Origin of the sequence: Pantoea sp. SORGH_AS_0659 (genome assembly GCF_031453915.1) — a bacterium.
In the GTDB taxonomy this organism is placed as follows: Bacteria; Pseudomonadota; Gammaproteobacteria; order Enterobacterales; family Enterobacteriaceae; genus Pantoea; species Pantoea leporis.
The window spans coordinates 4,283,745-4,308,497 of sequence record NZ_JAVJAK010000001.1; the positions used below are offsets into that span (position 1 = coordinate 4,283,745).

23 protein-coding genes and 1 pseudogene are annotated in these 24,753 nt (G+C 55.6%); 8 read left to right on the plus strand and 16 right to left on the minus strand.

The window, feature by feature from the left end; genetic code table 11:
• Nucleotides 1–92: 92 nt before the first annotated feature.
• The 9 genes from dgoD to dnaA form a co-directional block, all read right to left on the minus strand.
• Nucleotides 93–1,241 carry a galactonate dehydratase gene (gene dgoD / locus Q3H59_RS20100; protein WP_007893527.1) on the minus strand — a complete coding sequence of 383 codons (1,149 nt, stop codon included), beginning with the start codon at nt 1,239–1,241 and terminating at the stop codon, nt 93–95.
• Nucleotides 1,238–1,855: a 2-dehydro-3-deoxy-6-phosphogalactonate aldolase gene (locus Q3H59_RS20105; protein ID WP_061719996.1), complete on the minus strand. Its 618-nt coding sequence runs from the start codon at nt 1,853–1,855 to the stop codon at nt 1,238–1,240. The genes dgoD and Q3H59_RS20105 overlap by 4 nt, the downstream gene beginning before the upstream one ends.
• Nucleotides 1,839–2,717: a 2-dehydro-3-deoxygalactonokinase gene (locus tag Q3H59_RS20110; protein WP_222235014.1), complete on the minus strand. Its 879-nt coding sequence runs from the start codon at nt 2,715–2,717 to the stop codon at nt 1,839–1,841. The genes Q3H59_RS20105 and Q3H59_RS20110 overlap by 17 nt, the downstream gene beginning before the upstream one ends.
• Complete coding sequence (locus Q3H59_RS20115) at nt 2,714–3,412, minus strand: FadR/GntR family transcriptional regulator (RefSeq protein ID WP_101763893.1); 699 nt, start codon at nt 3,410–3,412, stop codon at nt 2,714–2,716. The genes Q3H59_RS20110 and Q3H59_RS20115 overlap by 4 nt, the downstream gene beginning before the upstream one ends.
• Before the next feature lie 260 nt (nt 3,413–3,672).
• A complete protein-coding gene (yidA, locus tag Q3H59_RS20120; protein WP_110868242.1) occupies nt 3,673–4,482 on the minus strand; it encodes a sugar-phosphatase in 810 nt (269 codons plus the stop codon).
• 170 nt (nt 4,483–4,652) lie between these two features.
• Nucleotides 4,653–7,058: a DNA topoisomerase (ATP-hydrolyzing) subunit B gene (gyrB, locus tag Q3H59_RS20125; protein WP_101763895.1), complete on the minus strand. Its 2,406-nt coding sequence runs from the start codon at nt 7,056–7,058 to the stop codon at nt 4,653–4,655.
• A gap of 17 nt (nt 7,059–7,075) precedes the next feature.
• The gene (recF, locus tag Q3H59_RS20130; protein ID WP_101763896.1) at nt 7,076–8,161 is read right to left on the minus strand and encodes a DNA replication/repair protein RecF; all 1,086 of its coding nucleotides are present in this window, start codon (nt 8,159–8,161) and stop codon (nt 7,076–7,078) included.
• A gap of 138 nt (nt 8,162–8,299) precedes the next feature.
• Nucleotides 8,300–9,400 (minus strand): DNA polymerase III subunit beta, encoded by a 1,101-nt coding sequence (dnaN, locus tag Q3H59_RS20135; protein WP_008105300.1) that lies wholly within the window; start codon nt 9,398–9,400, stop codon nt 8,300–8,302.
• 5 nt (nt 9,401–9,405) lie between these two features.
• On the minus strand, nt 9,406–10,806 hold the full coding sequence (gene dnaA / locus Q3H59_RS20140) for a chromosomal replication initiator protein DnaA (protein ID WP_101763897.1): 1,401 nt from the start codon (nt 10,804–10,806) through the stop codon (nt 9,406–9,408).
• A gap of 602 nt (nt 10,807–11,408) precedes the next feature.
• Here dnaA and rpmH point away from each other — a divergent pair.
• The 6 genes and pseudogenes from rpmH to Q3H59_RS20170 all read left to right on the plus strand — a co-directional run bounded on the left by rpmH (nt 11,409) and on the right by Q3H59_RS20170 (nt 16,038).
• On the plus strand, nt 11,409–11,549 hold the full coding sequence (rpmH, locus tag Q3H59_RS20145; protein ID WP_003849659.1) for a 50S ribosomal protein L34: 141 nt from the start codon (nt 11,409–11,411) through the stop codon (nt 11,547–11,549).
• A 14-nt stretch (nt 11,550–11,563) separates the two neighbouring features.
• Nucleotides 11,564–11,924: pseudogene (gene rnpA, locus Q3H59_RS20150) on the plus strand (ribonuclease P protein component).
• Nucleotides 11,888–12,145 (plus strand): membrane protein insertion efficiency factor YidD, encoded by a 258-nt coding sequence (gene yidD / locus Q3H59_RS20155; protein WP_007893564.1) that lies wholly within the window; start codon nt 11,888–11,890, stop codon nt 12,143–12,145. Before rnpA ends, yidD begins: the two are co-directional and overlap by 37 nt.
• A 2-nt stretch (nt 12,146–12,147) precedes the next feature.
• Nucleotides 12,148–13,794: a membrane protein insertase YidC gene (gene yidC / locus Q3H59_RS20160; RefSeq protein ID WP_101763898.1), complete on the plus strand. Its 1,647-nt coding sequence runs from the start codon at nt 12,148–12,150 to the stop codon at nt 13,792–13,794.
• Nucleotides 13,795–13,890: 96 nt separating this feature from the next.
• Nucleotides 13,891–15,255, plus strand: a complete 1,365-nt coding sequence (gene mnmE, locus Q3H59_RS20165) for a tRNA uridine-5-carboxymethylaminomethyl(34) synthesis GTPase MnmE (protein WP_309836560.1) — start codon at nt 13,891–13,893, stop codon at nt 15,253–15,255.
• Nucleotides 15,256–15,447: 192 nt separating this feature from the next.
• Complete coding sequence (locus Q3H59_RS20170; RefSeq protein WP_137386827.1) at nt 15,448–16,038, plus strand: malonic semialdehyde reductase; 591 nt, start codon at nt 15,448–15,450, stop codon at nt 16,036–16,038.
• Nucleotides 16,039–16,084: 46 nt separating this feature from the next.
• Here the strand turns inward: Q3H59_RS20170 and Q3H59_RS20175 are convergent, their stop codons facing one another.
• Nucleotides 16,085–16,594 carry a flavin reductase family protein gene (locus tag Q3H59_RS20175; protein ID WP_192414279.1) on the minus strand — a complete coding sequence of 170 codons (510 nt, stop codon included), beginning with the start codon at nt 16,592–16,594 and terminating at the stop codon, nt 16,085–16,087.
• 294 nt (nt 16,595–16,888) lie between these two features.
• On the opposite strand from Q3H59_RS20175, the gene Q3H59_RS20180 reads away from it, so the two are divergent.
• On the plus strand, nt 16,889–17,635 hold the full coding sequence (locus tag Q3H59_RS20180; RefSeq protein WP_110868240.1) for a 4'-phosphopantetheinyl transferase superfamily protein: 747 nt from the start codon (nt 16,889–16,891) through the stop codon (nt 17,633–17,635).
• 28 nt (nt 17,636–17,663) lie between these two features.
• On the opposite strand, the gene Q3H59_RS20185 is transcribed toward Q3H59_RS20180, so the two are convergent.
• Entirely contained in the window at nt 17,664–18,977 is a 1,314-nt protein-coding gene (locus Q3H59_RS20185; protein WP_101763902.1) for an NCS2 family permease, read from the minus strand.
• A 151-nt stretch (nt 18,978–19,128) separates the two neighbouring features.
• Between Q3H59_RS20185 and yieH the strand changes: the two genes are divergently transcribed.
• Nucleotides 19,129–19,791, plus strand: coding sequence for a 6-phosphogluconate phosphatase (gene yieH, locus Q3H59_RS20190; RefSeq protein WP_192414277.1), 663 nt, complete (start codon nt 19,129–19,131; stop codon nt 19,789–19,791).
• A gap of 104 nt (nt 19,792–19,895) precedes the next feature.
• Here the strand turns inward: yieH and Q3H59_RS20195 are convergent, their stop codons facing one another.
• From Q3H59_RS20195 to pstC, 5 genes are all read right to left on the minus strand, one after another.
• Entirely contained in the window at nt 19,896–21,134 is a 1,239-nt protein-coding gene (locus Q3H59_RS20195) for an MFS transporter (RefSeq protein WP_101763904.1), read from the minus strand.
• A 119-nt stretch (nt 21,135–21,253) separates the two neighbouring features.
• A complete protein-coding gene (phoU, locus tag Q3H59_RS20200) occupies nt 21,254–21,988 on the minus strand; it encodes a phosphate signaling complex protein PhoU (RefSeq protein WP_007893583.1) in 735 nt (244 codons plus the stop codon).
• A gap of 14 nt (nt 21,989–22,002) precedes the next feature.
• Nucleotides 22,003–22,776, minus strand: coding sequence for a phosphate ABC transporter ATP-binding protein PstB (gene pstB / locus Q3H59_RS20205; RefSeq protein ID WP_309836566.1), 774 nt, complete (start codon nt 22,774–22,776; stop codon nt 22,003–22,005).
• Nucleotides 22,777–22,819: 43 nt separating this feature from the next.
• On the minus strand, nt 22,820–23,707 hold the full coding sequence (pstA, locus tag Q3H59_RS20210; protein WP_101763906.1) for a phosphate ABC transporter permease PstA: 888 nt from the start codon (nt 23,705–23,707) through the stop codon (nt 22,820–22,822).
• A complete protein-coding gene (gene pstC, locus Q3H59_RS20215; RefSeq protein WP_101763907.1) occupies nt 23,704–24,666 on the minus strand; it encodes a phosphate ABC transporter permease PstC in 963 nt (320 codons plus the stop codon). The genes pstA and pstC overlap by 4 nt, the downstream gene beginning before the upstream one ends.
• Between the last annotated feature and the right edge of the window lie 87 nt (nt 24,667–24,753).

Sequence of the window (24,753 nt, forward strand, 5' to 3'; positions counted from 1 at the left end):
CAAGCGAATGAATCCCCCGGAGCTTACACTAGTAAGTGACTGGGGTGAATGAGCGCAGCCAACGCATCTGCAGCTTGAATTATGACGGGTATTTACCATTCAGCGACTGAACCGTCCGGGAATCGCCATAATGGATTACGCCAGTCAGGGGCATTTTTACTGCGCTCGATCACCAGCTCTTCGTTAATTTCCACGCCGAGGCCCGGTTTATTTAACGGATAGAAATGACCATCATCCATTTTAAAATCGTCTTTATTGATCACGTAATCGAGCAGTTCGGCGCCCTGATTATAGTGAATCCCCATGCTTTGCTCCTGGAACACCGCATTGCGTGACACGAAGTCAACGTGCAGGCACGCAGCCAGCGCAATTGGGCCGAGCGGACAGTGAGGCGCCAGCGCCACATCGTAAGATTCGGCCATCGCGGCAATTTTGTAGCACTCGGTGATACCGCCCGCGTGTGACAAATCCGGTTGCAGAATCGCCAGTCCACCCGCTTCCAGCACGCGTTTGAACTCGAAGCGCGAGAACATGCGTTCGCCAGCGGCGATCGGAATATGAGTCTGCGCCGCCAGACGCGGATAATATTCCGCCTGCTCCGCCAGCACCGGCTCTTCGATAAACAGCGGGCGATACGGCTCCAGCTCTTTGATCAGCACTTTTGCCATTGGCGCGCTGACGCGGCCGTGGAAATCGAGGCCAAATTCAATCTCTTTACCGAAGGCTTCACGAATTTGCGCTACGGTATTCACCGCGTCATCGACTTTGCGCGCGTTATCGATAATGCCCATTTCTTCGCAGCCGTTGAGTTTGAAGGTATCAAAACCGATGGTGCGCAGTTTCTTGATGCCATCAATCACATCGGCTGGACGATCGCCGCCCACCCAGCTGTAGGCTTTGATGCTGTCACGCACTAATCCGCCAAGCAGTTGATAAACCGGCACGCCGAGCGCTTTGCCTTTGATATCCCACAAAGCCTGATCGATACCGGCGATGGCGCTCATCAGAATCGGGCCGCCACGATAGAAGCCGCCGCGATACATCACCTGCCATAAGTCGTTAATGCGCGCTGGATCCTGACCAATCAGGTATTCCGATAGCTCATGCACCGCCGCTTCCACGCTGCGCGCGCGGCCTTCAATCACCGGTTCGCCCCAGCCAACGATGCCTTCGTCAGTTTCGATTTTCAGGAACATCCAGCGCGGCGGCAGGCGATAAGTGGTCAGTTTGGTAATTTTCATCGTACAGCGTCCTTATATGCAGCAATAAATGCGCGAGCTTGTTCCACAGTGCGTGACAGCGGTTGACCGGCGCGATAGAGATCGCTGCCTAAGCCCGCGCCAATGCAGCCTGCGGCCATAAATTCATGCAGGTTTTCCGGCGTCACGCCGCCCACGGCAAACACCGGCACCTCTGGCGGCAGCACCGCTTTAAGCGCTTTGATGTAGCCCGGACCAAAGGCTGACGATGGGAAAATTTTCAGCGCCTGCGCACCGGCCTGTAAGGCGGTGAACGCTTCTGTCGCGGTAGCGCAACCGGCGGCAACGATCATCCCTTTGGCGACCGCCTGGCGGATCACCGCAGCATCGGTGTTCGGTGTGACAACCAATTTGCTGTTCAGCGTCGCCAGCTCATCGACCTGCGCCGGATTCAGCACCGTACCGGCGCCAATCAGCGCTTTATCACCGAAGGTTTTCACCATCGCGCCGATGCTTTTCGCCCACTCCGGTGAGTTGAGCGGGATTTCAATCGCATCGAAACCCGCTTCAATCAGCGCACCAACGTGCGCTTCGGCTTCATCCGGCGTGATGCCGCGCAGAATGGCGATCAGCGGGACTTTAGTTTGCCAGGACATTCGCAATACTCCTTATTCCGTGCTGGAAAGCACGATCGCCTTCCAGCGTGACTGAATCCATGCCGATAAACTGCAGCGCCTGCTGATAACGTTGCGCCAGCGCACTACCGGCAATAATGGTGATCGGTTGGCTTGCGGCGTCGGCCTGTTGCGTCATCAGCGCCACTTCGTGACCAATCAGCAAGCCTGAAAGAAAGTCGCTAATATGGCGGCGATCGCGCGCGCCGAGTACGTGTGAAGCACGCACTTCAAACAGGCGCGACAGAATCGAGGCATCGTTGCTGCCGACTTGCACACCTGCGCGGAAAGCCGCCGCGTTCTCTTGCTGTTCGGGTAAACCTGCGCCAACCAGCGACTGTTTGAGCAGCAGATGATGCAGTTCGCCGGTCATCACGGTGCGGAAATCCAGCACGCGATCCTGTTCCATCTGCACCCATTTGGCGTGCGTGCCTGGCATCACATAGAGCGGCGCAGGCTGCAGTTCCAGCGCGCCAAGCAGCTGCGTCTCTTCACCGCGCATCACGTTGTAATTATCGGCACGTTCGACGCTCAATCCCGGCACGATCCACGCTTTATCCTCGACGCGCGTCAGGCGGCTAGCGATGTCGCCCAGCGCCACCGGACAGGAGAGATAGGGCACCGACAGCCAGCCGGCATTGCTGCCTACCATGCCCGCCATCACCACCGGCACGTCATCGACTGGCCAACCTGCGGTGACGCTGGCAAACACCTCGGCTGGCGTGCGATCGCCCAGGCGCGTGACGCCGGCTTCCGAACGACGCTCATCGATGCAAACGCCGGCTTGATAATGCCAGGCGCGCAGGTTGGTTGAGCCCCAATCAATCGCGATATAGCTGGTCACATAATCTCCTTGAGTCGTGCCGTTGAGCTGGCAATCATCGCTTTCGCCGCCTGCTCGGCAGCATCGCCATCCTGATGACGAATGGCATCAAACAGCGCTTTATGTTCGGCGAGCGTACGCGGCATGTTGCCTTCGTCCGCCATGTAGGTTTGCGCGAACACCGCTTTTTGCAGCTGGCTGATCGCCACGTTGAGTTGCTGCAGCACCGGATTGTGTACCGAATTCAGCACCGCTTCGTGATAGCGAATATCCGCTTCATTAAAGGCATCACGATTGAGATGGTTGGCCACCATGTCGTTGTACGCCAGTTCAATCGCAGCCAGATCGCTTGAGGTGGCGCGCTCGGCAGACCAGCGTGCAATCTGCGGCTCGACCAGCACACGCACTTCGTTCATGGCGGCAATCAGACGCGGGTCCTGATCGTGCGCCAGCGCCCACTGCAATACGTCGCTATCCAGATAGTTCCAGTGATTGCGCGGCGTGACGAACGCGCCACGATAGCGTTTCATCTCCATCAAGCGTTTCGCCATCAGCGAGCGAAACACTTCGCGGATGATATTGCGCGAGGTGCCGAAGCGTTCACACAGCTCAGCTTCCGCGGGTAACGCCGCGCCCGGCACAAACTTGCCGGCCACAATCTCTTCACCCAGCGTCAGGATGATGCGCTCTGTTTTGCTTAGTTGTTCTTGCGTCATGATGTTCCATTCAGTGAAAGGCAGGTACGCATCAGATTACTGCTTTCGCCTGGCGAAGCCTAACGGCCGCCCTGACCTGCGTTGTCGATTGTAGTACCATTAATCCAGGTTGTACTACAATGTGGATCACAAAATAGACAAGTCATGTGTCATAACGCGATAAGGTCGCCATAAATGGCGACCTTATGAAGGCTTGGTGAGATTTGAAGTGTCGCCATGGATGGCGACCTAAAAACAGTGTGACGAGGAATAACGAGGGTTTACAGCACCAGCTCTTCAATGGCGTGCGCTACGCCGTGTTCCATGTTGGTTTTGGTGATGAACTGCGCGATTTTCTTCACGGAATCAATCGCATTGCCCATTGCTACGCCGGTTCCTGCATACTCAATCATCGCCAGATCGTTTTCCTGATCGCCAATCGCCATCACCTCTTCACGCGCCAGGCCGAGCTTCTCAGCCAGCATTTTCACGCCTTGCCCTTTATTCACGCGGGCATCGAGGATTTCGAGGTAATAAGGTGCGCTTTTGAGGATGGTGTAGTTGTCACGCGCCTGCTGCGGCAAGCGCTGAATGGCAGAATCCAGCAGATCGGGCTTATCGATCATCATCAGCTTAGGGAAACGCGTGGCGCGATCCATCTCTTCCACAGAACGATAGCGCACCGGAATGCCGGTCAGGCTCGCTTCGTGGATGGTGAACTCACTGATGTCTTTGTTCGGCGTATAAAGGAAAGATTTATCGAAGGCCTGGAAGTGGACACCAAGATCGCGCGCCAGCTGTTCGATATACAGATAGTCGTCGAAACCCAAGGTGATTTCCGCGACGCACTCGCCATCATTAGCGCGATGCACCAGCGCACCGTTATAGCTGATGCAATATTGGCCTTCATCAACCAGATTCAGCTCCATCAGATAGCGCTGAATGCCGACAAACGGACGGCCGGTGGTGAGCACCACCATCACACCTTTTTTATGCGCGCGTTCAATGGCCGATTTAACGGCAGGCGTGATCTCGTGCTGCGGATTGAGCAGCGTGCCGTCCATATCGATTGCAACCAGTTTTATAGCCATAACGTCCTCATTGAGTCAGGGTTTTGATCAATGCTAGCGCGATTCAGCTCACATTGACCAGTTTCGCGCCCCATTCAGATTTTTTACCGCAGCGGGCTTTGCGCGTTTTGCCGGGCGGAAAATAAAAAACCCTTCCACCAGGGAAGGGTTTTTACGTGTTGACGTGTCGATTAGATATCGATGTTGGCGGCTTTCAGCGCATTCTCTTCGATGAAGGCGCGGCGCGGTTCTACCGCATCGCCCATCAAGGTGGTGAACAGCTGATCGGCAGCAATCGCATCCTTGATGGTCACGCGCAACATGCGGCGGCTATCGGGATCCATGGTGGTTTCCCACAGCTGCTCTGGATTCATCTCACCCAAACCTTTATAACGCTGGACTGACAGACCGCGACGCGACTCTTTCACCAGCCACTCAATCGCCTGCTCGAAGCTGGTGACCGGCTGACGACGTTCGCCACGTTCGATATAGGCATCTTCTTCGATCAGGCCGCGCAGCTGCTCGCCCAGCGCACAGATTTTGCGGTATTCCGGTCCATCGATGAATTCGCTATCCAGCGGATAATCGGTATCAACGCCGTGCGTGCGCACACGCAGCACCGGTTCAAACTTCTGCTCATGGTTGGCGCGGACATGGGCCAGATAGCTGCTGCCGTGCGCTTCACGCTCAGTCAGATACGCCACTAAACCGTCGATCCAGCCTTTCACAGCGGCTTCATCGCTGAGGTCGCTCAAGGTTGGATGGTAGATCAGCCCGCGCAGCAGAGCCGTAGGGAAACGGCGCTCCATACGTTTGATCATGCGCTGCGTGCCGTTGAAATCCGCCACCAGCGTTTCCAGCGGCTGGCCGCCTAACGCCGGTGCGCTGGCGTTGGTGTGCAGCGTTGCGCCGTCGAGGGCGATGGAAATCTGATACTGATCCATCGCTTCGTCGTCTTTAATATACTGTTCTTGCTTGCCTTTCTTCACTTTGTACAGTGGCGGCTGCGCAATATAGACGTGACCACGTTCGACGATTTCTGGCATCTGACGGTAGAAGAAGGTCAACAGCAGCGTACGAATGTGCGAGCCGTCGACGTCCGCATCGGTCATGATGATGATGCTGTGATAACGCAGTTTGTCCGGATTGTATTCGTCACGGCCGATACCACAGCCCAGCGCGGTGATCAGCGTGGCAACTTCCTGCGAAGCGAGCATCTTGTCGAAACGCGCTTTCTCCACGTTCAGGATTTTACCCTTCAGCGGCAGAATCGCCTGATTCTTACGGTTACGACCCTGTTTAGCGGATCCGCCTGCAGAGTCACCCTCCACCAGGTAGATTTCAGACAGCGCCGGATCGCGCTCCTGACAGTCGGCCAGTTTGCCCGGCAGACCGGCCAAGTCCAGCGCGCCTTTGCGGCGAGTCATCTCACGAGCACGACGGGCAGCTTCACGCGCACGCGCTGCATCGATAATTTTGCCGACCACGATTTTCGCGTCAGACGGATTTTCCAGCAGGTATTCCGCCAGCAGTTCGTTCATCTGCTGCTCAACCGCCGATTTCACTTCAGAAGAGACCAGCTTATCTTTGGTCTGAGAAGAGAATTTCGGATCCGGCACTTTCACGGAAACCACTGCAATCAGGCCTTCACGCGCATCGTCACCGGTCGCACTGACTTTGGCTTTTTTGCTGTAGCCTTCTTTATCCATGTAGGCATTCAGCGTACGCGTCATTGCCGCACGGAAGCCCGCCAGGTGCGTACCGCCGTCGCGCTGTGGAATGTTGTTGGTGAAGCAGTAGATGTTTTCCTGGAAACCATCGTTCCACTGCAGCGCCACTTCCACGCCAATGCCATCTTTCTCCGTCGAGAAGTAGAACACCGTTGGGTGAATCGGGGTTTTGTTCTTGTTGAGATACTCAACGAACGCCTTGATGCCGCCTTCGTAGTGGAAGTGATCGTTCTTGCCGTCGCGTTTGTCTTCCAGACGAATCGAAACGCCAGAGTTCAGGAACGACAGTTCACGCAGGCGTTTCGCCAGGATTTCGTACTCAAACTCAATCACATTGGTGAAGGTTTCGTAGCTCGGCCAGAAACGCACGCGAGTACCGGTTGCATCGGTATCACCGGACACCGCCAGCGGTGCCTGCGGCACGCCGTGCTGATAAACCTGCTGATGCACTTTGCCTTCACGGCGAATGGTCAGCTCCAGCTTCTGTGACAGGGCGTTTACGACTGAAACGCCAACGCCATGTAGACCACCGGAAACTTTATATGAGTTATCATCAAATTTACCGCCTGCGTGCAGGACGGTCATGATCACTTCAGCAGCAGAGACGCCCTCTTCCGGGTGAATGCCGGTAGGAATACCACGACCATCATCTTGCACCGAGACAGAGTTATCTGCATGAATAGTAACGGTAATATCACTACAGTGACCGGCGAGCGCTTCGTCGATTGCGTTATCCACGACTTCGAATACCATGTGATGCAGACCGGTGCCGTCATCCGTATCGCCGATGTACATACCCGGGCGTTTGCGTACCGCATCAAGCCCTTTCAGGACTTTGATACTTGAGGAGTCATAAGAATTCGACATCAACGTTTCTCGCTCATTTAATCTTCAGGTTGAACCACTATTTTACCCTGTTCCACGCGGAACATCTTGCCCTTTTCATCACTCATGTCGATTACATGCTCGACACCAATGGCGCTGACAAATACTTGAGCCTGCGTGGCTTTTAGGCGTTCAGCTAACAGCCGACGACGGGTGTCATCCAGCTCTGAGGCAAAGTCATCAATCAAATACAAACAGCGTTGTCCGCTGCTGCGCGTAAGGTATTCGCCCTGCGCTAAGCGCAGCGCGCACATCAGCAGTTTTAACTGGCCGCGTGAGAGTAAATCTTCCACCGGCGTGCCCTCAGCACGAATGCGAAAATCGGCTTTATGCGGGCCGCTGGCGGTATACGTGAGCGCGCGGTCGCGCTCGAAATTGCGTTCCAGCAGTTCGGCGTAGTCGCTCTCTTTATCCCAGCCGCGCTGGAAAGAGAACGTTAACGCAAACTCCGGTAAAAACTGACCGCAGGTGGCGATGATCTCGCGGGAAATCGCCGCGCTGTATTCGGCGCGCCAGGCGCTGATCTGTTCGGCCAGCGGCACCAGTTCCTGATCCCAAGGACGAATCTGGCTGTAGCGCGAAACCTGACGCAGCGCCGCATTGCGCTGTTTCAGCAGGCGACGCAAATTGCTCCAGGCATGGAAAAAACCAGGCGAGGCGTGAAAGCAGCCCCAATCGATGTAGGCTCGACGATATTTTGGACCGCCATTGAGCAGGGTAAATCCTTCCGGCGTAATCAGCTGCATCGGTAGCAGCTGCGCCAACTCGGCGACTTTGTGACCATCGCTGCCATCAATACGCACTTTGCTGTCGCCAGCGCGATTCTTGGTCAGACCGACCGACATTTCACGTTCGCTGCCTTCAATGCGGCCGTGCAACACAAAGGCGTCCTGATCGTGACGAATCACGCGGCCCGCTTGCAAACTGCGAAATGCGCGACCGTGCCCCAGCGTGTAAATCGCCTCCAGCACGCTGGTTTTACCGCTGCCGTTGGCACCGACAAGGAAATTAAACCCCGGCGCCAAAGCCAGATCGGCCTGCTCGATATTGCGAAAATCTTTAATCAGGAGGCGGGTTAAAGCCATGAAAAGTCCGGGTCGAAGTGGTTTTCACCTCCCCCGCTTGCGGGGGAGGCTGGGTGGGGGAAAGACAGCGAAATAGGTTATCTGCTCGCTGTCCCTCCCCCTAGCCCCCTCCCACAAGTGGGAGGGGGAATTGCGTGATCACAAGCGCATTGGCATCACGACGTAGGCTGCAGCCGGACTGGCCACATCCTCAATCTGCACGCTCGATACGCCATCGGTCAGCAGCAAACGCACGTTCTCGCACTTGAGCGCATTCAACACATCCAGCACGTAACTGACGTTGAAGCCAATCTCCAGATCGGTGCCGTTGTAAGAGACATCCAGCATCTCTTCCGCTTCTTCCTGCTCTGGGTTATTCGCCGTGATCTTGAGCTGATTTTCGGTGATGTAGATGCGAACACCGCGGAATTTCTCATTCGAGAGAATAGCCGCACGCGCAAACGCCTGTTTTAAAATATCACAGCCGGCTTCCAGCGCTTTGTCGGGATTCTTCGGCAATACGCGGCGATAATCCGGGAAACGGCCGTCAACCAGCTTCGACGTAAAGATAAAGTCGCCAACGTGTGCGCGGATGTTGCTGCTGCCGATTTGCACCTGCAGCGGCGTTTCGCCACCGTCGAGCAAACGCATCAACTCAATCACCCCTTTACGCGGCACGATCACCGAATGGTTCGGCAGCGCCTGACCAATCGGCATGGAGCACACTGCAAGGCGGTGACCATCGGTGGCGACGGTACGCAACTCTTCGCCTTCGGTTTCGAACAGCATACCGTTGAGGTAATAACGCACATCCTGATGCGCCATTGAGAACTGCGTGGCTTCAATCAGGCGTTTTAGCGTCGCCTGCGGCAAGGTGAATTCCACCTCGCTCTGCCAGTCATCCAGATTCGGGAAGTCGCTGGCGGGCAGCGTTGACAGCGAGAAACGGCTGCGGCCAGAACGCACCAGCATTCTGTCGCCTTCCAGCGTCAGGCTGATTTCAGCGCCTTCCGGCAAACCGCGGCAAATATCGAGGAATTTACGCGCAGGAACCGTGGTGGCGCCCGGCTCGTGCGGCTGCGTCAGCGCAACACGGGCTACCATTTCCATTTCCAGATCGGTGCCGGTCAAGCGCAGCGAGCCTTCGCTAACCTGCAGCAGTAAATTTCCGAGGATCGGCAGCGTCGGGCGTCCGCCAAGTGGACCGCTAACCTGTTGCAGTGGCTTCAGTAACTGCTCACGTTCTACAATAAATTTCATATGCGTCAGGAAGATAGTGTTCGAATGAGGTTAGAGAAATCTTCTTTGATGTCGTGGCTCTCTTCACGCAGTTGCTCGATTTTACGGCAAGCGTGAAGCACGGTGGTATGGTCGCGGCCACCAAACGCATCGCCAATCTCCGGCAAGCTGTGGTTGGTGAGCTCTTTCGCCATCGCCATCGCCATCTGGCGCGGACGCGCTACCGAACGCGAACGGCGTTTCGACAGCAAATCCGCCACTTTAATTTTGTAATACTCGGCCACCGTTTTCTGAATATTATCGATGGTGACCAGCTTTTCCTGCAGCGCCAGCAGATCGCGCAGCGCTTCGCGCACGAAATCGATGGTAATCGCGCGACCGGTAAAGTTCGCGTTGGCAATCACGCGGTTCAGCGCGCCTTCCAGCTCGCGGACATTGGAACGCAAACGCTTAGCAATAAAGAAGGCGACTTCACCCGGCAGGCGAATATCGTTTTCATCGGCTTTCTTCATCAGAATCGCGACGCGCGTTTCCAGTTCAGGCGGCTCGATCGCCACGGTTAATCCCCAACCAAAACGTGATTTCAGGCGATCTTCGACGCCGTTGATCTCTTTTGGATAGCGATCCGAGGTCAGGATGATCTGTTGATTGCCTTCCAGCAGCGCGTTGAAGGTATGGAAGAACTCTTCCTGCGAACGCTCTTTATTGGCAAAGAATTGAATGTCATCAATTAGCAGCGCATCAACCGAGCGGTAGTAACGCTTAAACTCTTCAATGGCGTTGTTCTGCAAGGCTTTAACCATGTCCTGCACAAAACGCTCAGAGTGCATGTACACCACTTTGGCATTGGGCTTGCGCGCAATAATGCCGTTACCCACCGCGTGCAACAGGTGAGTTTTACCCAAGCCGGTGCCGCCATAAAGGAACAATGGATTATAAGCGCCGCCAGGATTATCCGCCACCTGACGTGCCGCCGCGCGCGCCAGCTGGTTCGATTTACCTTCAACGAAGTTGTCGAAGTTATGACGGTTATTCACATTGGAGCGGTAAGTCACATCGGCCGGTGCGGGAACGGAATCCCAACTTGGACGCAAAATTTGCGCGGGTGCCGGACGATTTTCGATCGGCGCGGGCGCATTGTAACTGGCCATCGCCGGTTGGTTAGTGGTGACCTGCGCTGCAGGGCGCGTACCGACTTCGAAACGCAGTAACGGCACATTTGCACCGCAGAATTCATTCAGCAGCCCATTGATACTATTGAGATATTTATCTCTAACCCAGTCGAGTACAAACCGATTTGGTGCATACAAGGTCAGCGTATTGTCGTTCAATTCAGCTTGCAGCGGACGAATCCACATGCTGAATTCGGTGGCAGGAAGCTCATCCTGCAAACGGGCAAGACACTGTTGCCAAAGCGTAAGTGACACGGCGGACTCCACTCGTACAAAATCGATAAGAATTTTAGGCGCTAATAAATAGAAACGTAATTTTTAGACACAGACGGTTGGAAAGCGCCTGCGACCGCTATTCGCGGTAGTCTTCCCCGGCGATCGCAGCGAGGATCGTCAGCGGAAGGGCGGATCATAACGTAAAGCTGCACAGAGATCTTCCCTTTCTACACAGTTTTGATCCAATTTATCCACAGGCTACTGAAGTGATAATGAGTTTACGCTTTCTGCGAAAAAAGCCAGCGTTAATGTGGCTGAAAGCGTTAATTTTTCTGGCAAGCTCTCGTTTCCGTGCAGCAAATCTGCAAACTGATCGCAAGAAGATCCTGCGCGATCCTTGCGCTTTAACCCACAGCCCGTATAATTCCCCACCCGGCATTATTGCGTGAAGCCTTGATGCCCGGAATCAGCGGGCTGTATCTGGGTTTCCAGGTGCCGCGACCAGCGAAGTGAATTGACTCTGGACTGTACAATTATTACAATCCCGCCTCTTTATTAAAGACACATTGAGGCGTTGGTCGATTTACTGGCCCGAAAACGCGTCACCCAGTGAAAATTTTCAAGTTTAGGTAGAAATCGCCATGAAACGCACTTTTCAACCGTCCGTACTGAAGCGCAACCGTTCACACGGTTTCCGTGCTCGTATGGCAACAAAAAATGGTCGTCAGGTTCTGGCACGTCGTCGTGCTAAAGGCCGTTCTCGTCTGACCGTTTCTAAGTAATAAAGCTAACCCTCGTGGTTAAGCTCGCATTTCCCAGGGAGTTACGTTTGTTAACTCCCACTCATTTCACTTTCGTCTTCCAGCAGCCACAACGAGCCGGTACGCCGCAAATCACCATACTCGGCCGACTTAACGCGCTGGGGCATCCCCGCATCGGTCTCACCGTCGCAAAAAAACATGTAAAACGCGCCCATGAACGCAACCGGATCAAGCGATTGACCCGCGAAAGCTTTCGTCTGCGTCAACATGAGCTCCCTGCAATGGATTTTGTGATCGTGGCTAAAAAAAGGGATTGCTGACCTGGATAACCGTGCGCTGACGGAAGCGTTGGAGAAACTATGGCGTCGTCACTGTCGCCTGGCTCGCGGCTCCTGATTGCCCTGATACGCGTTTATCAACGCGCCATCAGCCCACTGCTGGGACCTCATTGCCGGTTCCATCCCACCTGTTCGCAGTATGGGATTGAGGCCTTGCGCCGCTTTGGCGTTGTAAAAGGCAGTTGGTTGACGATAAAACGCGTATTAAAATGCCACCCTTTGAACCCGGGTGGTGACGATCCTGTGCCGCCAAAAACCTTTGATACCAGAGAACATTAACGATGGATTCGCAACGCAATCTCTTTCTCATCGCTTTTCTGTTCGTGTCTTTTATGATCTGGCAAGCCTGGCAGACGGACCACGCTCCGCAGCCACAGCAAACCCAGACCACGCAAAACACAAACAGCGCAGCGGGTGATGCCGCCACTTCCGGCGTGCCGGCTAGCGGACAGGGCAAAACGATCACCGTTAAGACAGATGTCCTGTCACTCAACATCAATACGCGTGGTGGCGATATTGAGCAGGCTCAGCTGCTGACTTACCCGGACAAACTGGGTTCAGATGCACCGTTCCAGCTGCTTGAAACTACACCGGCCTTCGTTTATCAGGCGCAGAGTGGCTTAACTGGCCGCAACGGCCCGGATAACCCGAACAATGGCGCACGTCCGCTGTATACCACTTCGCAAGATAGCTTCGTGATGGCAGATGGCCAGAGCGAACTGCGCGTACCGTTGACCTGGACCGGTGAAAACGGCGTGGTTTACACCAAGACGTTCGTCTTCAAGCGCGGTGAGTATGCGGTAAACGTTGACTACAACATCAACAACACCACTCAGCAGCCGCTGGAAGTATCGATGTTTGGTCAGCTGAAGCAGACCATCGAGGTGCCTAAGCACCGCGATACCGGCAGCAACAACTTTGCTCTGCACACCTTCCGTGGCGCAGCGTACTCAACCAGCGATGCGAAATACGAAAAATATAAATTCGACACCATCGCGGATAACGAGAACCTGAACACCACCACCAGCAATGGTTGGGTGGCGATGCTGCAGCAGTACTTTGCTACCGCCTGGGTGCCGCGCACGCAGGGTAATAACACGCTGTACACCACTAACCTCGGCAATGGCGTAGCGGCAATTGGCTACAAATCTGCTCCTGTGACCGTTGGCGCAGGCGCACAGCAAGATCTCGGCGCAACGCTGTGGGTAGGCCCGGAAATTCAGGACCAGATGGCAGCCATCGCGCCTCACCTGGATCTGACCGTGGATTACGGCTGGTTGTGGTTCATCTCGCAGCCGCTGTTTAAACTGCTGAAGTTCATCCACAGCTTTATCGGTAACTGGGGCTTCTCCATTATCGTTATCACCTTCATCGTACGTGGCATCATGTACCCGCTGACTAAAGCGCAGTACACCTCGATGGCGAAGATGCGTATGCTGCAGCCGAAGATTCAGGCGATGCGTGAACGTCTGGGCGATGATAAGCAGAAGCAGAGCCAGGAAATGATGGCGCTGTATAAGGCGGAGAAAGTGAACCCGCTGGGCGGCTGTCTGCCACTGGTTATCCAGATGCCAATCTTCCTGGCCTTGTACTACATGCTGTCAGGCTCGGTTGAACTGCGTCATGCGCCGTTTATTCTGTGGATTCATGACCTGTCAGCGCAGGATCCGTACTACATTCTGCCGATCATCATGGGTATCACCATGTTCTTCATTCAGAAGATGTCACCGACCACCGTGACCGATCCGATGCAGCAGAAGATCATGACCTACATGCCGGTAATCTTCACCGTGTTCTTCCTGTGGTTCCCATCAGGTCTGGTGCTGTACTACATCGTCAGCAACCTGGTGACCATTCTCCAGCAGCAGCTAATTTATCGCGGCCTGGAAAAACGTGGTCTGCATAGCCGCGACAAGAAGAAAGCGTAACGCCTGACTGCGACCAGCAGCAGCGTATAATCAAAGGGCGACATTTATGTCGCCCTATTTTTATTTATTAATACCCTAAAAGTTTAAGGTGGAATCATGAGCCACAGCGACACTATCGTTGCCCAGGCGACGCCTCCCGGCCGTGGCGGCGTTGGCATTCTGCGTATCTCCGGCGCCAAAGCCGCTGAGGTAGCGCAAGCCGTGCTCGGCAAGCTGCCAAAGCCGCGCTATGCCGACTATCTGCCCTTTACCGACGCCGATGGCAGCGTGCTGGATCAGGGCATTGCGCTGTGGTTTCCTGGCCCGAACTCCTTCACCGGTGAAGATGTGCTGGAGCTGCAAGGCCACGGCGGCCCGGTGATTCTCGACCTGCTGCTCAAGCGCATCGTGGCGCTGCCCGGCTTACGCATTGCACAACCTGGTGAATTCTCCGAACGCGCCTTCCTTAACGACAAGCTCGATTTGGCGCAAGCCGAAGCGATTGCCGATCTGATCGATGCCAGCTCAGAGCAAGCCGCCCGCTCGGCGGTAAACTCGCTGCAGGGCGCGTTTTCCCTGCGCATCAACGCACTTGTGGAAGCACTTACTCACCTGCGCATCTATGTGGAAGCGGCCATCGACTTCCCGGATGAGGAGATCGATTTCCTTTCCGACGGCAAAATTGAAGCACAGCTCAATGTGGTGATCGGCGACCTCAACGGCGTGCGTGCCGAAGCGCGTCAGGGCAGCCTGCTACGTGAAGGGATGAAAGTGGTGATTGCCGGTCGTCCCAATGCCGGAAAATCGAGCCTGCTGAATGCCTTAGCCGGACGCGAAGCGGCGATTGTGACTGATATCGCTGGCACCACGCGCGACGTCCTGCGCGAGCACATCCATATTGACGGCATGCCGCTGCACATCATCGATACTGCCGGTTTACGTGAAGCCAGCGACGAGGTCGAGCGCATTGGTATTGAACGCGCGTGGCAGGAGATCGAGCAGGCCAACCGCGTGCTGTTTATGGTCGATGGCACCACCACCGACGCGACTGAAGCCGCCGCCATCTGGCCAGATTTTGTTGCCCGTTTGCCGGAAGCGCTGCCAATTACCGTGGTGCGTAACAAAGCGGATATGACCGGCGAAGAGCTGGGCCTCACTGAAGTGAACGGTCACTCACTGATTCGTCTCTCGGCGCGCACCGGGGAAGGTGTGGAAGCGCTGCGCGATCACCTGAAACAGAGCATGGGATTTGCCGGCAATATGGAAGGTGGATTCCTCGCCCGTCGCCGCCATCTGCAAGCACTGGAGTTAGCCGCAACCCACTTGCAGCAGGGCAAGCATCAGCTGTTAGGCGCGTGGGCCGGCGAATTACTGGCAGAAGAGTTACGGTTAGCGCAGCAAGCGCTGAGCGAAATCACCGGTGAATTCACCTCAGACGATTTGCTGGGCAGAATCTTCTCCAGTTTCTGTATTGGTAAGTAATGGCCTGCGGCGTTCTCATGTCGGGTGCGCATTCACGCGCATCTGGCGCCCGGTTGACATGCGTCTTTGTTATTTGGCTCTCCCACGCCTTTGCAGTATAACGATCATTGCCCGGCGAACAGGTCCTGCTGGGTACATTCATTATTCATGCTAAATATTGGGCGCAAGTTGCTGCCTGAACAGGAGAGAAACATGAGTACAACGCTCGACAGCGTGGCGCTGAACACGCTGTTCATCGAAGCCCGCACCCACAGCTATTGGCAGGACAAACCGGTTTCTCGGGAGGTGCTGGAGCAGCTCTATCACCTGACCGCGCTGGGTCCAACCTCGGCTAACTGCTCGCCGGGCCGTTTTGTGTTTGTGACCTCGCAGGAAGGCAAAGAGAAGCTGAAACCCGCGCTCTCCTCCGGCAACGTCGACAAAACCATGTCCGCTCCGGTAACGGTGATCGTGGCGTGGGATCCTGAGTTCTATGAAGCGCTGCCGAAGCTGTTCCCGCATGGTGATGCGCGCAGCTGGTTTACCAGCAGCCCGGATCTGGCGAAAGAGACCGCGTTCCGTAACAGCAGCTTGCAGGCAGGTTATTTGATTCTGGCTGCGCGTTCGCTGGGCCTGGATGCCGGCCCGATGTCCGGTTTCGATCCGTCAAAAGTGAACGACGCCTTCTTTAGCGAGAGCAAATGGCAGGTGAACTTACTGATCAATCTCGGCTATGGCGAAGCCAGCAAACTGCACGCGCGTCTGCCGCGTCTCGGCTTTGATGAAGCCAGCACCTTTGCCTGATTGAGAAAAGGCGTCGGGCTTAGCCCACGACGCCCGTTTCAAGCGGTTATCCCAGTGAATGGAAGCCGCTGTTGAAGTAGATCATCGGCTCTGCCGCTTCACCTGGCAGAGCAATGCCCACGATACGCGCCAGCAGCACGCTGTGCGTGTTCCACTCCACTACCTTCTCCAGCTGGCAATCAAAACTCACCAGCGCATCAGCCAGAATCGGCGCGCCGGTATTCAGCGTCTGCCACGTACCGTTTTGAAAACGCTCGGCGCGGCGTGAGGATTGGCTGAACTGGGCACATAAGTCGTCATGCTGCTCACGCAGCACGTTCACGGCAAAATGGCCGGCTGCGGTAAAAGCATCATGACTGGACGCGCTACGATTCACGCATACCAGCAGGCTGGGTGGCTCAGCCGCAAGCGAACTGACCGACGTGGCAATCAGCCCAAGCTTTTCGCCCTGAAATTCGGTGGTAACCAGAGAAACACCCGCGGTTAAGCGACGCATGCCGTGACGAAACTCATCAAGCGAGATCGATTCCTGGCGAGAAATAGCGGTATCTGACATAAAAAACTCCGACGTGCCTGTTTTAACAATGCGCACAATGGGCAGATGAATGAAGAGTTAGCGCACTTTGATGTGCTGTTTTACTGCCCAAATCCTACACCACATCACACAGTTAGGCACTCAATCCGGCAGGTTTCTGCAAAAGCGTTCTATGCAAAGTTGCCAAATGGGATTGCCGCATGGCTTCGTCCTTATCTGAAATATCGCCTATTCCATCTTAAGCCGGATGCAAACCCATGAGAAAATTCTTACAATAGCACTGATGATTATTCGACCATTTTCATGGAGCGACAGATGGCTAGTCATTTTGTACGTTGGATAGGTAATCCGCCCTTTTCTTCTGAGAACATGCGGGTGCCACAAGAAGTAATCAACAGCGCTCAGCGCTTCGCTGACAAGCGTCGCGGACGCTTTCTCGCCGCACGCGAACTGCTTGCTCAGCTGATGTTACGCGTCTACGGTATCCGCGAACTCCCCGCGCTAACGACCAGCAGCAGCGGACGTCCCTGTTTTGCCGATGCCAACCTGCCCGATTTCAGCATCTCCTACGCCGGAAACACTATCGGTGTGCTGCTGGCCGAAGAAGGCGGCCGCGCCGGACTGGATATGGAAATTGTGCGCGCACACAGTCGCCAAACACAGGATATGCTGACACAGGATCTCTCCTCCGGCGAAAAAGCATGGATTAACGCGCAGCAGGATTTCATGGAAGCGCTGACGCAAATCTGGACGCTGCGCCAAAGCATTCTCAAGCTCACCGGCGAAACCGATAGCGGTATTGATTCACTGCGTTTGCATCCTGCGGCCGGTCGGCTGCGTTCCACCGTGTTCCCCGATATTCAGGCGGTGTGTGATGCTGAGCCCACGCTGGTGTGGTCGTGCGCGCTGTCGCCCGGCACCGAACGCTTACATCTGTGGGAGATTGATGGCGCGCAGCAGTGGCAAGCACTGCGCGATGTCGAGATGAGTAAACCCAATATAGGGCCGCATACGCTGCGCCTGACCAGTTTGGTCACGCCGCATGAGATGGGACATCCGTAAAAAAGGCCGCATCAGCGGCCTTTACTGTTTAGTGGGCATCGATAAAGACGATTTTCAGCACGAACAGTAGCGCGACCACCACCACGCACGGGCTGATTTCACGCCAGCGGCCGGTTCCCAACTTCATCACGCAGTAAGAGATAAAGCCCAGCGCGATACCTTCGGTGATCGAGAAGCTGAACGGCATCATCGCCGCAGTAACAAACGCTGGCACCGCTTCGGTGAGATCGTCCCACTGCACGCGTGACAGCGACGCCGTCATCAATACGCCAACGTAAATCAGCGCACCCGCCGCCGCATAAGAGGGCACCATCGCCGCCAGCGGTGACAGGAACATCACCAGCAGGAACAGAATCCCGGTGATCACCGCCATCAGGCCGGTACGACCGCCGATCGCCACGCCGGACGAGCTTTCAATGTAGGCGGTCACCGATGAGGTACCAATCAGCGAACCGGTCACCGAACTGATGCTATCAACGTACAGCGCCTGCTTCATGCGCGGGAAAGTGCCTTTCTCGTCGGTCAGCCCGGCTTTATCGGTCACGCCAATCAACGTGCCGGAGGAGTCGAACAGATTCACCAGCATAAAGGAGAAGATCACCCCGGCCATGCCGATGTTGAACGCGCCTTTGATATCAACCTGGCCCACAACAGAAGTGATCGCTGGCGGAGCGGCGAACACGCCGCTGAATTTCACATCGCCAATGATCAAGCCCAGCGCGGTCGTCACCACAATCGACACCAGCACCGCCGCATGGATATTGCGGGAAGCCAGAATTGCGATGATGAAGAAACCCAGCGCCCCAAGCAGCACGCTGTGCGAGGTCAGATTACCCACAGCCACAATGGTATCGGCGTTCGGCACGATAATTCCGGCGTTTTTCAGCCCCATCATGGCGATAAACAGACCAATACCGGCGGTAATGCCAACACGCAGGCTGAGCGGAATGTTGGCAATCATCCAGTAACGCACGCGCAGCAGCGTGAGGATCAGCAGACCCAGCGCGCCCCAGAAAATCGCGCCCATACCAATCTGCCACGAGTATCCCATGGCCCCGACCACCACAAAAGCGAAGAAGGCGTTCAGGCCCATCGCCGGTGCCAGTGCTACCGGCAAATTCGCCACCAGCCCCATCAGAATACTGCCGAACGCGGCAATCAAGCAGGTAGTAACAAACACCGCCTGCGTATCCATGCCCGCTACACCGAGAATTTGCGGGTTAACGAAAACGATGTACACCATCGTCAGGAAAGTCGTGCAACCGGCAATCACTTCGGTACGCACGGTGGTTCCGTGTTCCTGCAGTTTAAAGATGCGCTGCAAAAGGCCCTGATTAGTCATTCCACTGTTCCGCTAAAAAATTTATCGCCGCGTATCCTATAGAGTTTAGCGTGGCAAAACACTGATTATTCGCAACCGGTTGCTCAGGGTCGCTTTCTACGCTCAGTGCGCTAGAGTGTCAGCTTATTGTTTAACAAAAGGATGATGTGCGATGTCGGTGGAATGTATTTTTTTTGATTGCGACGGCACGCTGGTCGACAGCGAAGTGATCTGTACGCAAGCTTACGTCAACACCTTTGCCCGCTACGGTATTGAACGCTCTCTGCAGCAGATGTTTGAGCAGTATAAAGGGGTAAAGCTCTACGACATCATCCGCGATGTGGCGGCCGAACATCAGGTTGAACTGCCGCTCGAAGAAGTGGAAACCGCCTATCGCGCCGAAGTGGCGAGATTGTTTGATCTCGATTTGAAGCCGATTGCCGGTGCCAAAGCGCTGGTGGAGCGCGTGAAAGTGCCAATGTGTGTGGTTTCAAACGGCACGGTGAAGAAGATGCAGCATTCGCTGGGATTGACCGGCATGCTGCCGTATCTCGATGGCAAGCTGTACAGCGGGTATGACATTAACCACTGGAAGCCGGATCCGGAACTGATGTATCACGCCGCCGAGCAGATGCAGGTGCCGATTGAGAAGTGCATTCTGGTGGATGATTCCGAAGCGGGCGCGCGTGCCGGGATCGCGGCCGGGATTCCGGTGTTTTACTACTGCGCCGATGCGCACAATCCCGAGCTCGATCATCCGCTGGTGACGCGCTTTGATGATATGGCGCAGTTGCCGGATTTGTGGCGCGCGCGTGGCTGGGATTTGGTGGGGTAGAGCTCGTTTTCCCCCCTCCTTGGTTTGTGCTGGCTGTCCCCCTCCTCGGTCCTCCCCCATTCATGGGGGAAGGCCGGGATGGGGGACAGCCAGCACAAACCAAATCAGCCAATCGCCCCTAACGAATCCTCGTTGCTCTGCTTCTTCGGCAGCAGGAACAGCGTGGCGGCGATATCCAGCAGATAAATCAGCGCCAGCAGCGTGATCGCCGCGGTGAAAGAGATATTGGTCGCCAGCAGGCCAATCACCAATGGACCAAACCCGCCTACGCCACGCCCCAAATTAAACAACACGTTCTGCGCCGTTGCGCGCGCCTGCGGTGGGAAAGTATCGGAAATCAGCGCGCCGTAGCCGCCGATCATGCCGTTCACAAACATCCCCATCAGCGCGCCGGTAAACAGCATCACCGTAGGATCGCGCAGCTGCGCATACACCACCACCATCACCACCGCGCCAAACTGATACAGCAGGAAGATTTTCCAGCGCGCGAAACGATCGGCCAGCACGCCAAACAGCCAGATGCCGAACGTCATGCCCACCACCGTCACCGCCGTCCACAGGCCAGATTTGGTCAGGCTGAAACCGAAGCTGGACGACAGATAGCTCGGCATCCAGATCATCAATCCGTAGTAACCAAAGTTTTGCACCGAGCAGAGAATGAAAATCCCCAGGCTGGCTTTGCTGGTGGCGCGATCGGCAAACAGCAATTTAAGACGTGCGCCAAACGAGAGCTGCGGCGTTTTCTCCACGTGGCGGGTAAAGCTCTCCGGCTCGCCCATGCTGCGGCGAATCACAAAGGAGACCAGCGCCGGCAGCAAACCGACGAGGAACATGCCGCGCCAGCCAATCACGCTCAGCAGCGGCGGCGTGATAAAGGCCGCCAGCAGCACACCGAGCTGCCAGCCAATGCCCACCCACGCCGAGGCGCGGTTGCGCTTCTCTTTCGGCCAGGCTTCGGCAATCAGCGCCATGCCGATGCCGAACTCTCCGCCCAATCCCACGCCCGCCAGCGTGCGGTACACCAGCAGATCCCAATAACCCTGCGCCACGGCGCACAGGCCGGTGAACACTGAGAACACCAGAATAGTAACGGTAAGGATACGGATGCGACCATAACGATCGCTGAGATGGCCAAACACGATGCCGCCGATCACCGCGCCAATCAGTGTCCAGGTGACCAGCGAACCGGCCTGAGACGGATCGAGCGCCAGCGAGACGCTGATCGCCGGCAGCATAAAACCAAGAATCAGCAGATCAAATCCGTCCATCGCGTAGCCGCTGATAGCCGCCACCATGGCTTTCGCCGGTGTAATGGCTTGTTTTTTAGGAGTTGGGGAAGACATGTAACAGCACCTGGCAGAAAAAAGTGCGCCAAGTATAAAGAGAGGGAATCAATGAGAACAGACAGAATTTAAGCAGGCGGCCCGTTAGCCACAGTGGCAACGGGCCGCCGACGCATCAATCAAGAGGGTTTATTGCTGCCGTCATCGCCCGACAGCAGTTCATCCAGCTTGTCGCCGCCCACATGACGGAAATCCTGACCTTTGACGAAATAGAAGATAATTTCGCAAATGTTCTGGCAGCGATCGCCGATACGCTCGATGGCGCGCGCGCAGAACAGCGCGGTCAGCACGCTTGGGATAGTGCGCGGATCTTCCATCATGTAGGTCATCAGCTGACGCACGATGCCTTCGTACTCTTTATCCACCTTCTTATCTTCGCGGTAGATTTTGATGGCTTCGTTGAGATCCATGCGCGCGAACGCATCCAACACGTCGTGCAGCATCTGCACGGTGTGATGACCAAGCGCTTCAAGGCTCACCAGTAGTGGCAGGTGCTGCTGGCTGAACTTCTCCAGCGCGGTGCGGCTGATTTTTTCCGCCACGTCGCCAATGCGTTCCAGCTCAGAAATGGTCTTGATGATCGCCATTACCAGGCGCAAATCGCTGGCGGTCGGTTGGCGTTTGGCGATGATCCGTACGCAGGCTTCATCAATCTCCACTTCCATCATGTTAACCTTCTGGTCGCCGTCAATGACGTGACGCGCCAGCTCGCCATCCTGGTTGTGCATCGCGGTGATGGCGTCCATCAGCTGCTTCTCAACCATGCCGCCCATGATCATCACTTGCGTGCGAATGTGCTCCAGCTCCGCGTTGAACTGACCGGAGATGTGTTTGTTCAGATTTAAATTATCCATGTGCGTCTCCTGAATCAGCCGTAACGACCGGTGATGTAATCTTCGGTCTGCTTCTTTGCGGGCTTAGTGAACAAGGTATCGGTATCGCTGAACTCAATCAGCTCGCCCAGATACATAAAAGCGGTGTGGTCAGAACAACGCGCAGCCTGCTGCATGTTGTGAGTCACGATCACCACAGTGTAATCCTGCTTCAGTTCGGTGATCAGCTCTTCAATACGACCGGTTGAAATCGGATCCAGCGCGGAGCAAGGCTCATCCAGCAACAGCACTTCCGGGCGAATCGCGATGCCGCGGGCGATGCACAAACGCTGCTGCTGACCGCCGGAAAGACTGTAACCGCTCTGATGCAGCTTGTCTTTGGTTTCATTCCACAGCGCGGCTTTGGTCAGCGCCCACTGCACGCGCTCATCCATATCGGCACGCGACAGCTTCTCAAACAGCCGCACGCCGAAGCCGATGTTGTCATAAATCGACATCGGGAATGGCGTAGGCTTCTGGAACACCATACCGACGCGGGCGCGCAGCAGGGCGATATCCTGATTGGAAGCCAGAATGTTATCGCCATCCAGCAGGATGTCACCTTCGGCACGCTGCTCCGGATAGAGCGAGTACATTTTGTTGAAGGTGCGCAGCAAAGTGGATTTACCGCAACCTGATGGGCCGATAAACGCGGTCACCTGATTTTTGGTGATATCCAGATTGATGTTTTTCAGCGCGTGAAACTTACCGTAATAGAAGTTCAGATTACGGACCTGAATTTTACCGGCTGATGAAGTCACGTTACTCATTCTCGTCTCTCATAAGCAGCGCCGCCGAAGCCGCGCTGGGAAATTAGTGTTTGCCCTTGGCGAAAACCACACGCGCCACAATGTTCAGCAGCAGCACGCACACGGTAATAATCAGCACACCCGCCCACGCCAGGCTTTGCCACTCGGCAAACGGGCTCATGGCGAATTTAAAGATGGTGACCGGCAGGTTAGCGATCGGCTGCATCATGTCGGTGCTCCAGAACTGGTTCGACAGCGCAGTAAACAGCAGCGGTGCGGTTTCACCGGCAATACGCGCCACGGCCAACAGCACACCGGTGATGATGCCGGAAACCGAGGCTTTCAGCGTAATCGCCGAAATCATCTTCCACTTCGGCGTACCCAGCGCATAAGCCGCTTCACGCATGCTGTCGGGTACCAGACGCAGCATATTTTCGGAGGTACGAATCACAATCGGGATTTGCAGCAGCGCCAGCGCTACTACGCCCGCCCAACCGGAGAAGTGCTGCATCTGCGATACCACAATGGTGTAAACGAACAGGCCCACCACAATCGACGGTGCTGACAGCAGAATGTCGTTGATGAAGCGAATCACTTCCGCCAGCCAGTGTTTACGGCCATATTCCGCCAGATAAATCCCAGCCATGATGCCGAGCGGCGTTCCGATGATCGTCGACCAGAAAATCAGTAAACCGCTGCCGAGTAAGGCGTTGGCTAAACCACCGCCTGCGGTGTTGGGCGGCGGTGTCGATTCGGTAAACAGCTCCCAGCTCAACCCATCAACGCCGCGCGTAACGGTGGTGAACAGAATCCACACCAGCCAGAACAGACCGAATGCCATGGTCATCAGCGACAGCGTCAGGGCAATTTTGTTTTTGGTACTGCGCCATGCCTGCATTTTGCGGCGCGAGGCTTCCAGCTCAGCGCGAGCCTGAACTTCAATAGCGGTCATGAACGGGCTCCTTCACTCTTCGCCAAACGCAGGATCATCAGTTTGGAGATCGCCAGCACGATAAAGGTAATCACGAACAGAATCAGACCCAGCTCCATCAGAGCCGCAACGTGAACACCGGATTCCGCTTCGGCGAATTCGTTGGCCAACGCGGAGGTGATGCTGTTGCCCGGCATAAACAGCGAGGCGCTGTCGAGCTGGTAGGTGTTACCGATGATAAAGGTCACCGCCATGGTTTCACCCAACGCGCGGCCCAGGCCAAGCATCACGCCGCCGATCACGCCATTTTTGGTGAACGGCAGCACGATGCGCCAGATCACTTCCCACGTGGTGCAGCCGATACCGTAAGCAGACTCTTTCATCATCACCGGCGTTTGTTCAAATACGTCGCGCATCACCGAGGCGATGTACGGAATGATCATGATGGCGAGAATCACGCCCGCCGCCAGAATACCGATACCGAATGCCGGGCCAGAGAATAGCGTGCCGACAATCGGGATATTCGCCATCACGTTGCCAACTGGCGTCTGGAAATATTCGGCGAACAGCGGCGCGAAAACAAACAGGCCCCACATGCCGTACACGATGCTGGGGATGGCCGCCAGCAGCTCAATGGCGGTGCCCAGCGGGCGACGCAGCCAGCCTGGCGCCAGTTCGGTCAGGAACAGCGCGATGCCGAAGCTCACCGGCACGGCAATGATCAAGGCAATAATCGAGGTGACGAGGGTGCCGTAAATCGGTACCAGCGCACCAAATTGTTCGTTTGGCGCATCCCAGGTTTTGTTCCACAGGAAAGAGAAACCAAATTTTTGGATGCTTGGCCAGGAGGAGAAAATCAGGGAGACGATAATGCCGCCCATCAACAGCAACACGATAAGCGCGGATAGCTTCACCAGCGCGCCGAAAATCATGTCGCCTTGTTTACCGGGGGCTTTGAACGTCGGCTTAGTGGCAGCCATAGAATTCTCTGTTCTCAGGGGGATGTCAGGGCGGCACGCAGGCCGCCCATTGGGGTTGGCCAACAGTCTCGGCTGGCCGGGTCAATC

Excerpts from the sequence above, each read along its gene's own strand:
- dgoD (WP_007893527.1), bottom strand. The coding sequence starts at position 1,241 with ATGAAAATTACCAAACTGACCACTTATCGCCTGCCGCCGCGCTGGATG.
- Q3H59_RS20105 (WP_061719996.1), bottom strand. The coding sequence starts at position 1,855 with ATGTCCTGGCAAACTAAAGTCCCGCTGATCGCCATTCTGCGCGGCATC.
- Q3H59_RS20115 (WP_101763893.1), bottom strand. The coding sequence starts at position 3,412 with ATGACGCAAGAACAACTAAGCAAAACAGAGCGCATCATCCTGACGCTG.
- yidA (WP_110868242.1), bottom strand. The coding sequence starts at position 4,482 with ATGGCTATAAAACTGGTTGCAATCGATATGGACGGCACGCTGCTCAAT.
- gyrB (WP_101763895.1), bottom strand. The coding sequence starts at position 7,058 with ATGTCGAATTCTTATGACTCCTCAAGTATCAAAGTCCTGAAAGGGCTT.
- recF (WP_101763896.1), bottom strand. The coding sequence starts at position 8,161 with ATGGCTTTAACCCGCCTCCTGATTAAAGATTTTCGCAATATCGAGCAG.
- dnaN (WP_008105300.1), bottom strand. The coding sequence starts at position 9,400 with ATGAAATTTATTGTAGAACGTGAGCAGTTACTGAAGCCACTGCAACAG.
- rpmH (WP_003849659.1), top strand. The coding sequence starts at position 11,409 with ATGAAACGCACTTTTCAACCGTCCGTACTGAAGCGCAACCGTTCACAC.
- yidD (WP_007893564.1), top strand. The coding sequence starts at position 11,888 with ATGGCGTCGTCACTGTCGCCTGGCTCGCGGCTCCTGATTGCCCTGATA.
- yidC (WP_101763898.1), top strand. The coding sequence starts at position 12,148 with ATGGATTCGCAACGCAATCTCTTTCTCATCGCTTTTCTGTTCGTGTCT.
- mnmE (WP_309836560.1), top strand. The coding sequence starts at position 13,891 with ATGAGCCACAGCGACACTATCGTTGCCCAGGCGACGCCTCCCGGCCGT.
- Q3H59_RS20170 (WP_137386827.1), top strand. The coding sequence starts at position 15,448 with ATGAGTACAACGCTCGACAGCGTGGCGCTGAACACGCTGTTCATCGAA.
- Q3H59_RS20175 (WP_192414279.1), bottom strand. The coding sequence starts at position 16,594 with ATGTCAGATACCGCTATTTCTCGCCAGGAATCGATCTCGCTTGATGAG.
- Q3H59_RS20180 (WP_110868240.1), top strand. The coding sequence starts at position 16,889 with ATGGCTAGTCATTTTGTACGTTGGATAGGTAATCCGCCCTTTTCTTCT.
- Q3H59_RS20185 (WP_101763902.1), bottom strand. The coding sequence starts at position 18,977 with ATGACTAATCAGGGCCTTTTGCAGCGCATCTTTAAACTGCAGGAACAC.
- yieH (WP_192414277.1), top strand. The coding sequence starts at position 19,129 with ATGTCGGTGGAATGTATTTTTTTTGATTGCGACGGCACGCTGGTCGAC.
- Q3H59_RS20195 (WP_101763904.1), bottom strand. The coding sequence starts at position 21,134 with ATGTCTTCCCCAACTCCTAAAAAACAAGCCATTACACCGGCGAAAGCC.
- phoU (WP_007893583.1), bottom strand. The coding sequence starts at position 21,988 with ATGGATAATTTAAATCTGAACAAACACATCTCCGGTCAGTTCAACGCG.
- pstB (WP_309836566.1), bottom strand. The coding sequence starts at position 22,776 with ATGAGTAACGTGACTTCATCAGCCGGTAAAATTCAGGTCCGTAATCTG.
- pstA (WP_101763906.1), bottom strand. The coding sequence starts at position 23,707 with ATGACCGCTATTGAAGTTCAGGCTCGCGCTGAGCTGGAAGCCTCGCGC.
- pstC (WP_101763907.1), bottom strand. The coding sequence starts at position 24,666 with ATGGCTGCCACTAAGCCGACGTTCAAAGCCCCCGGTAAACAAGGCGAC.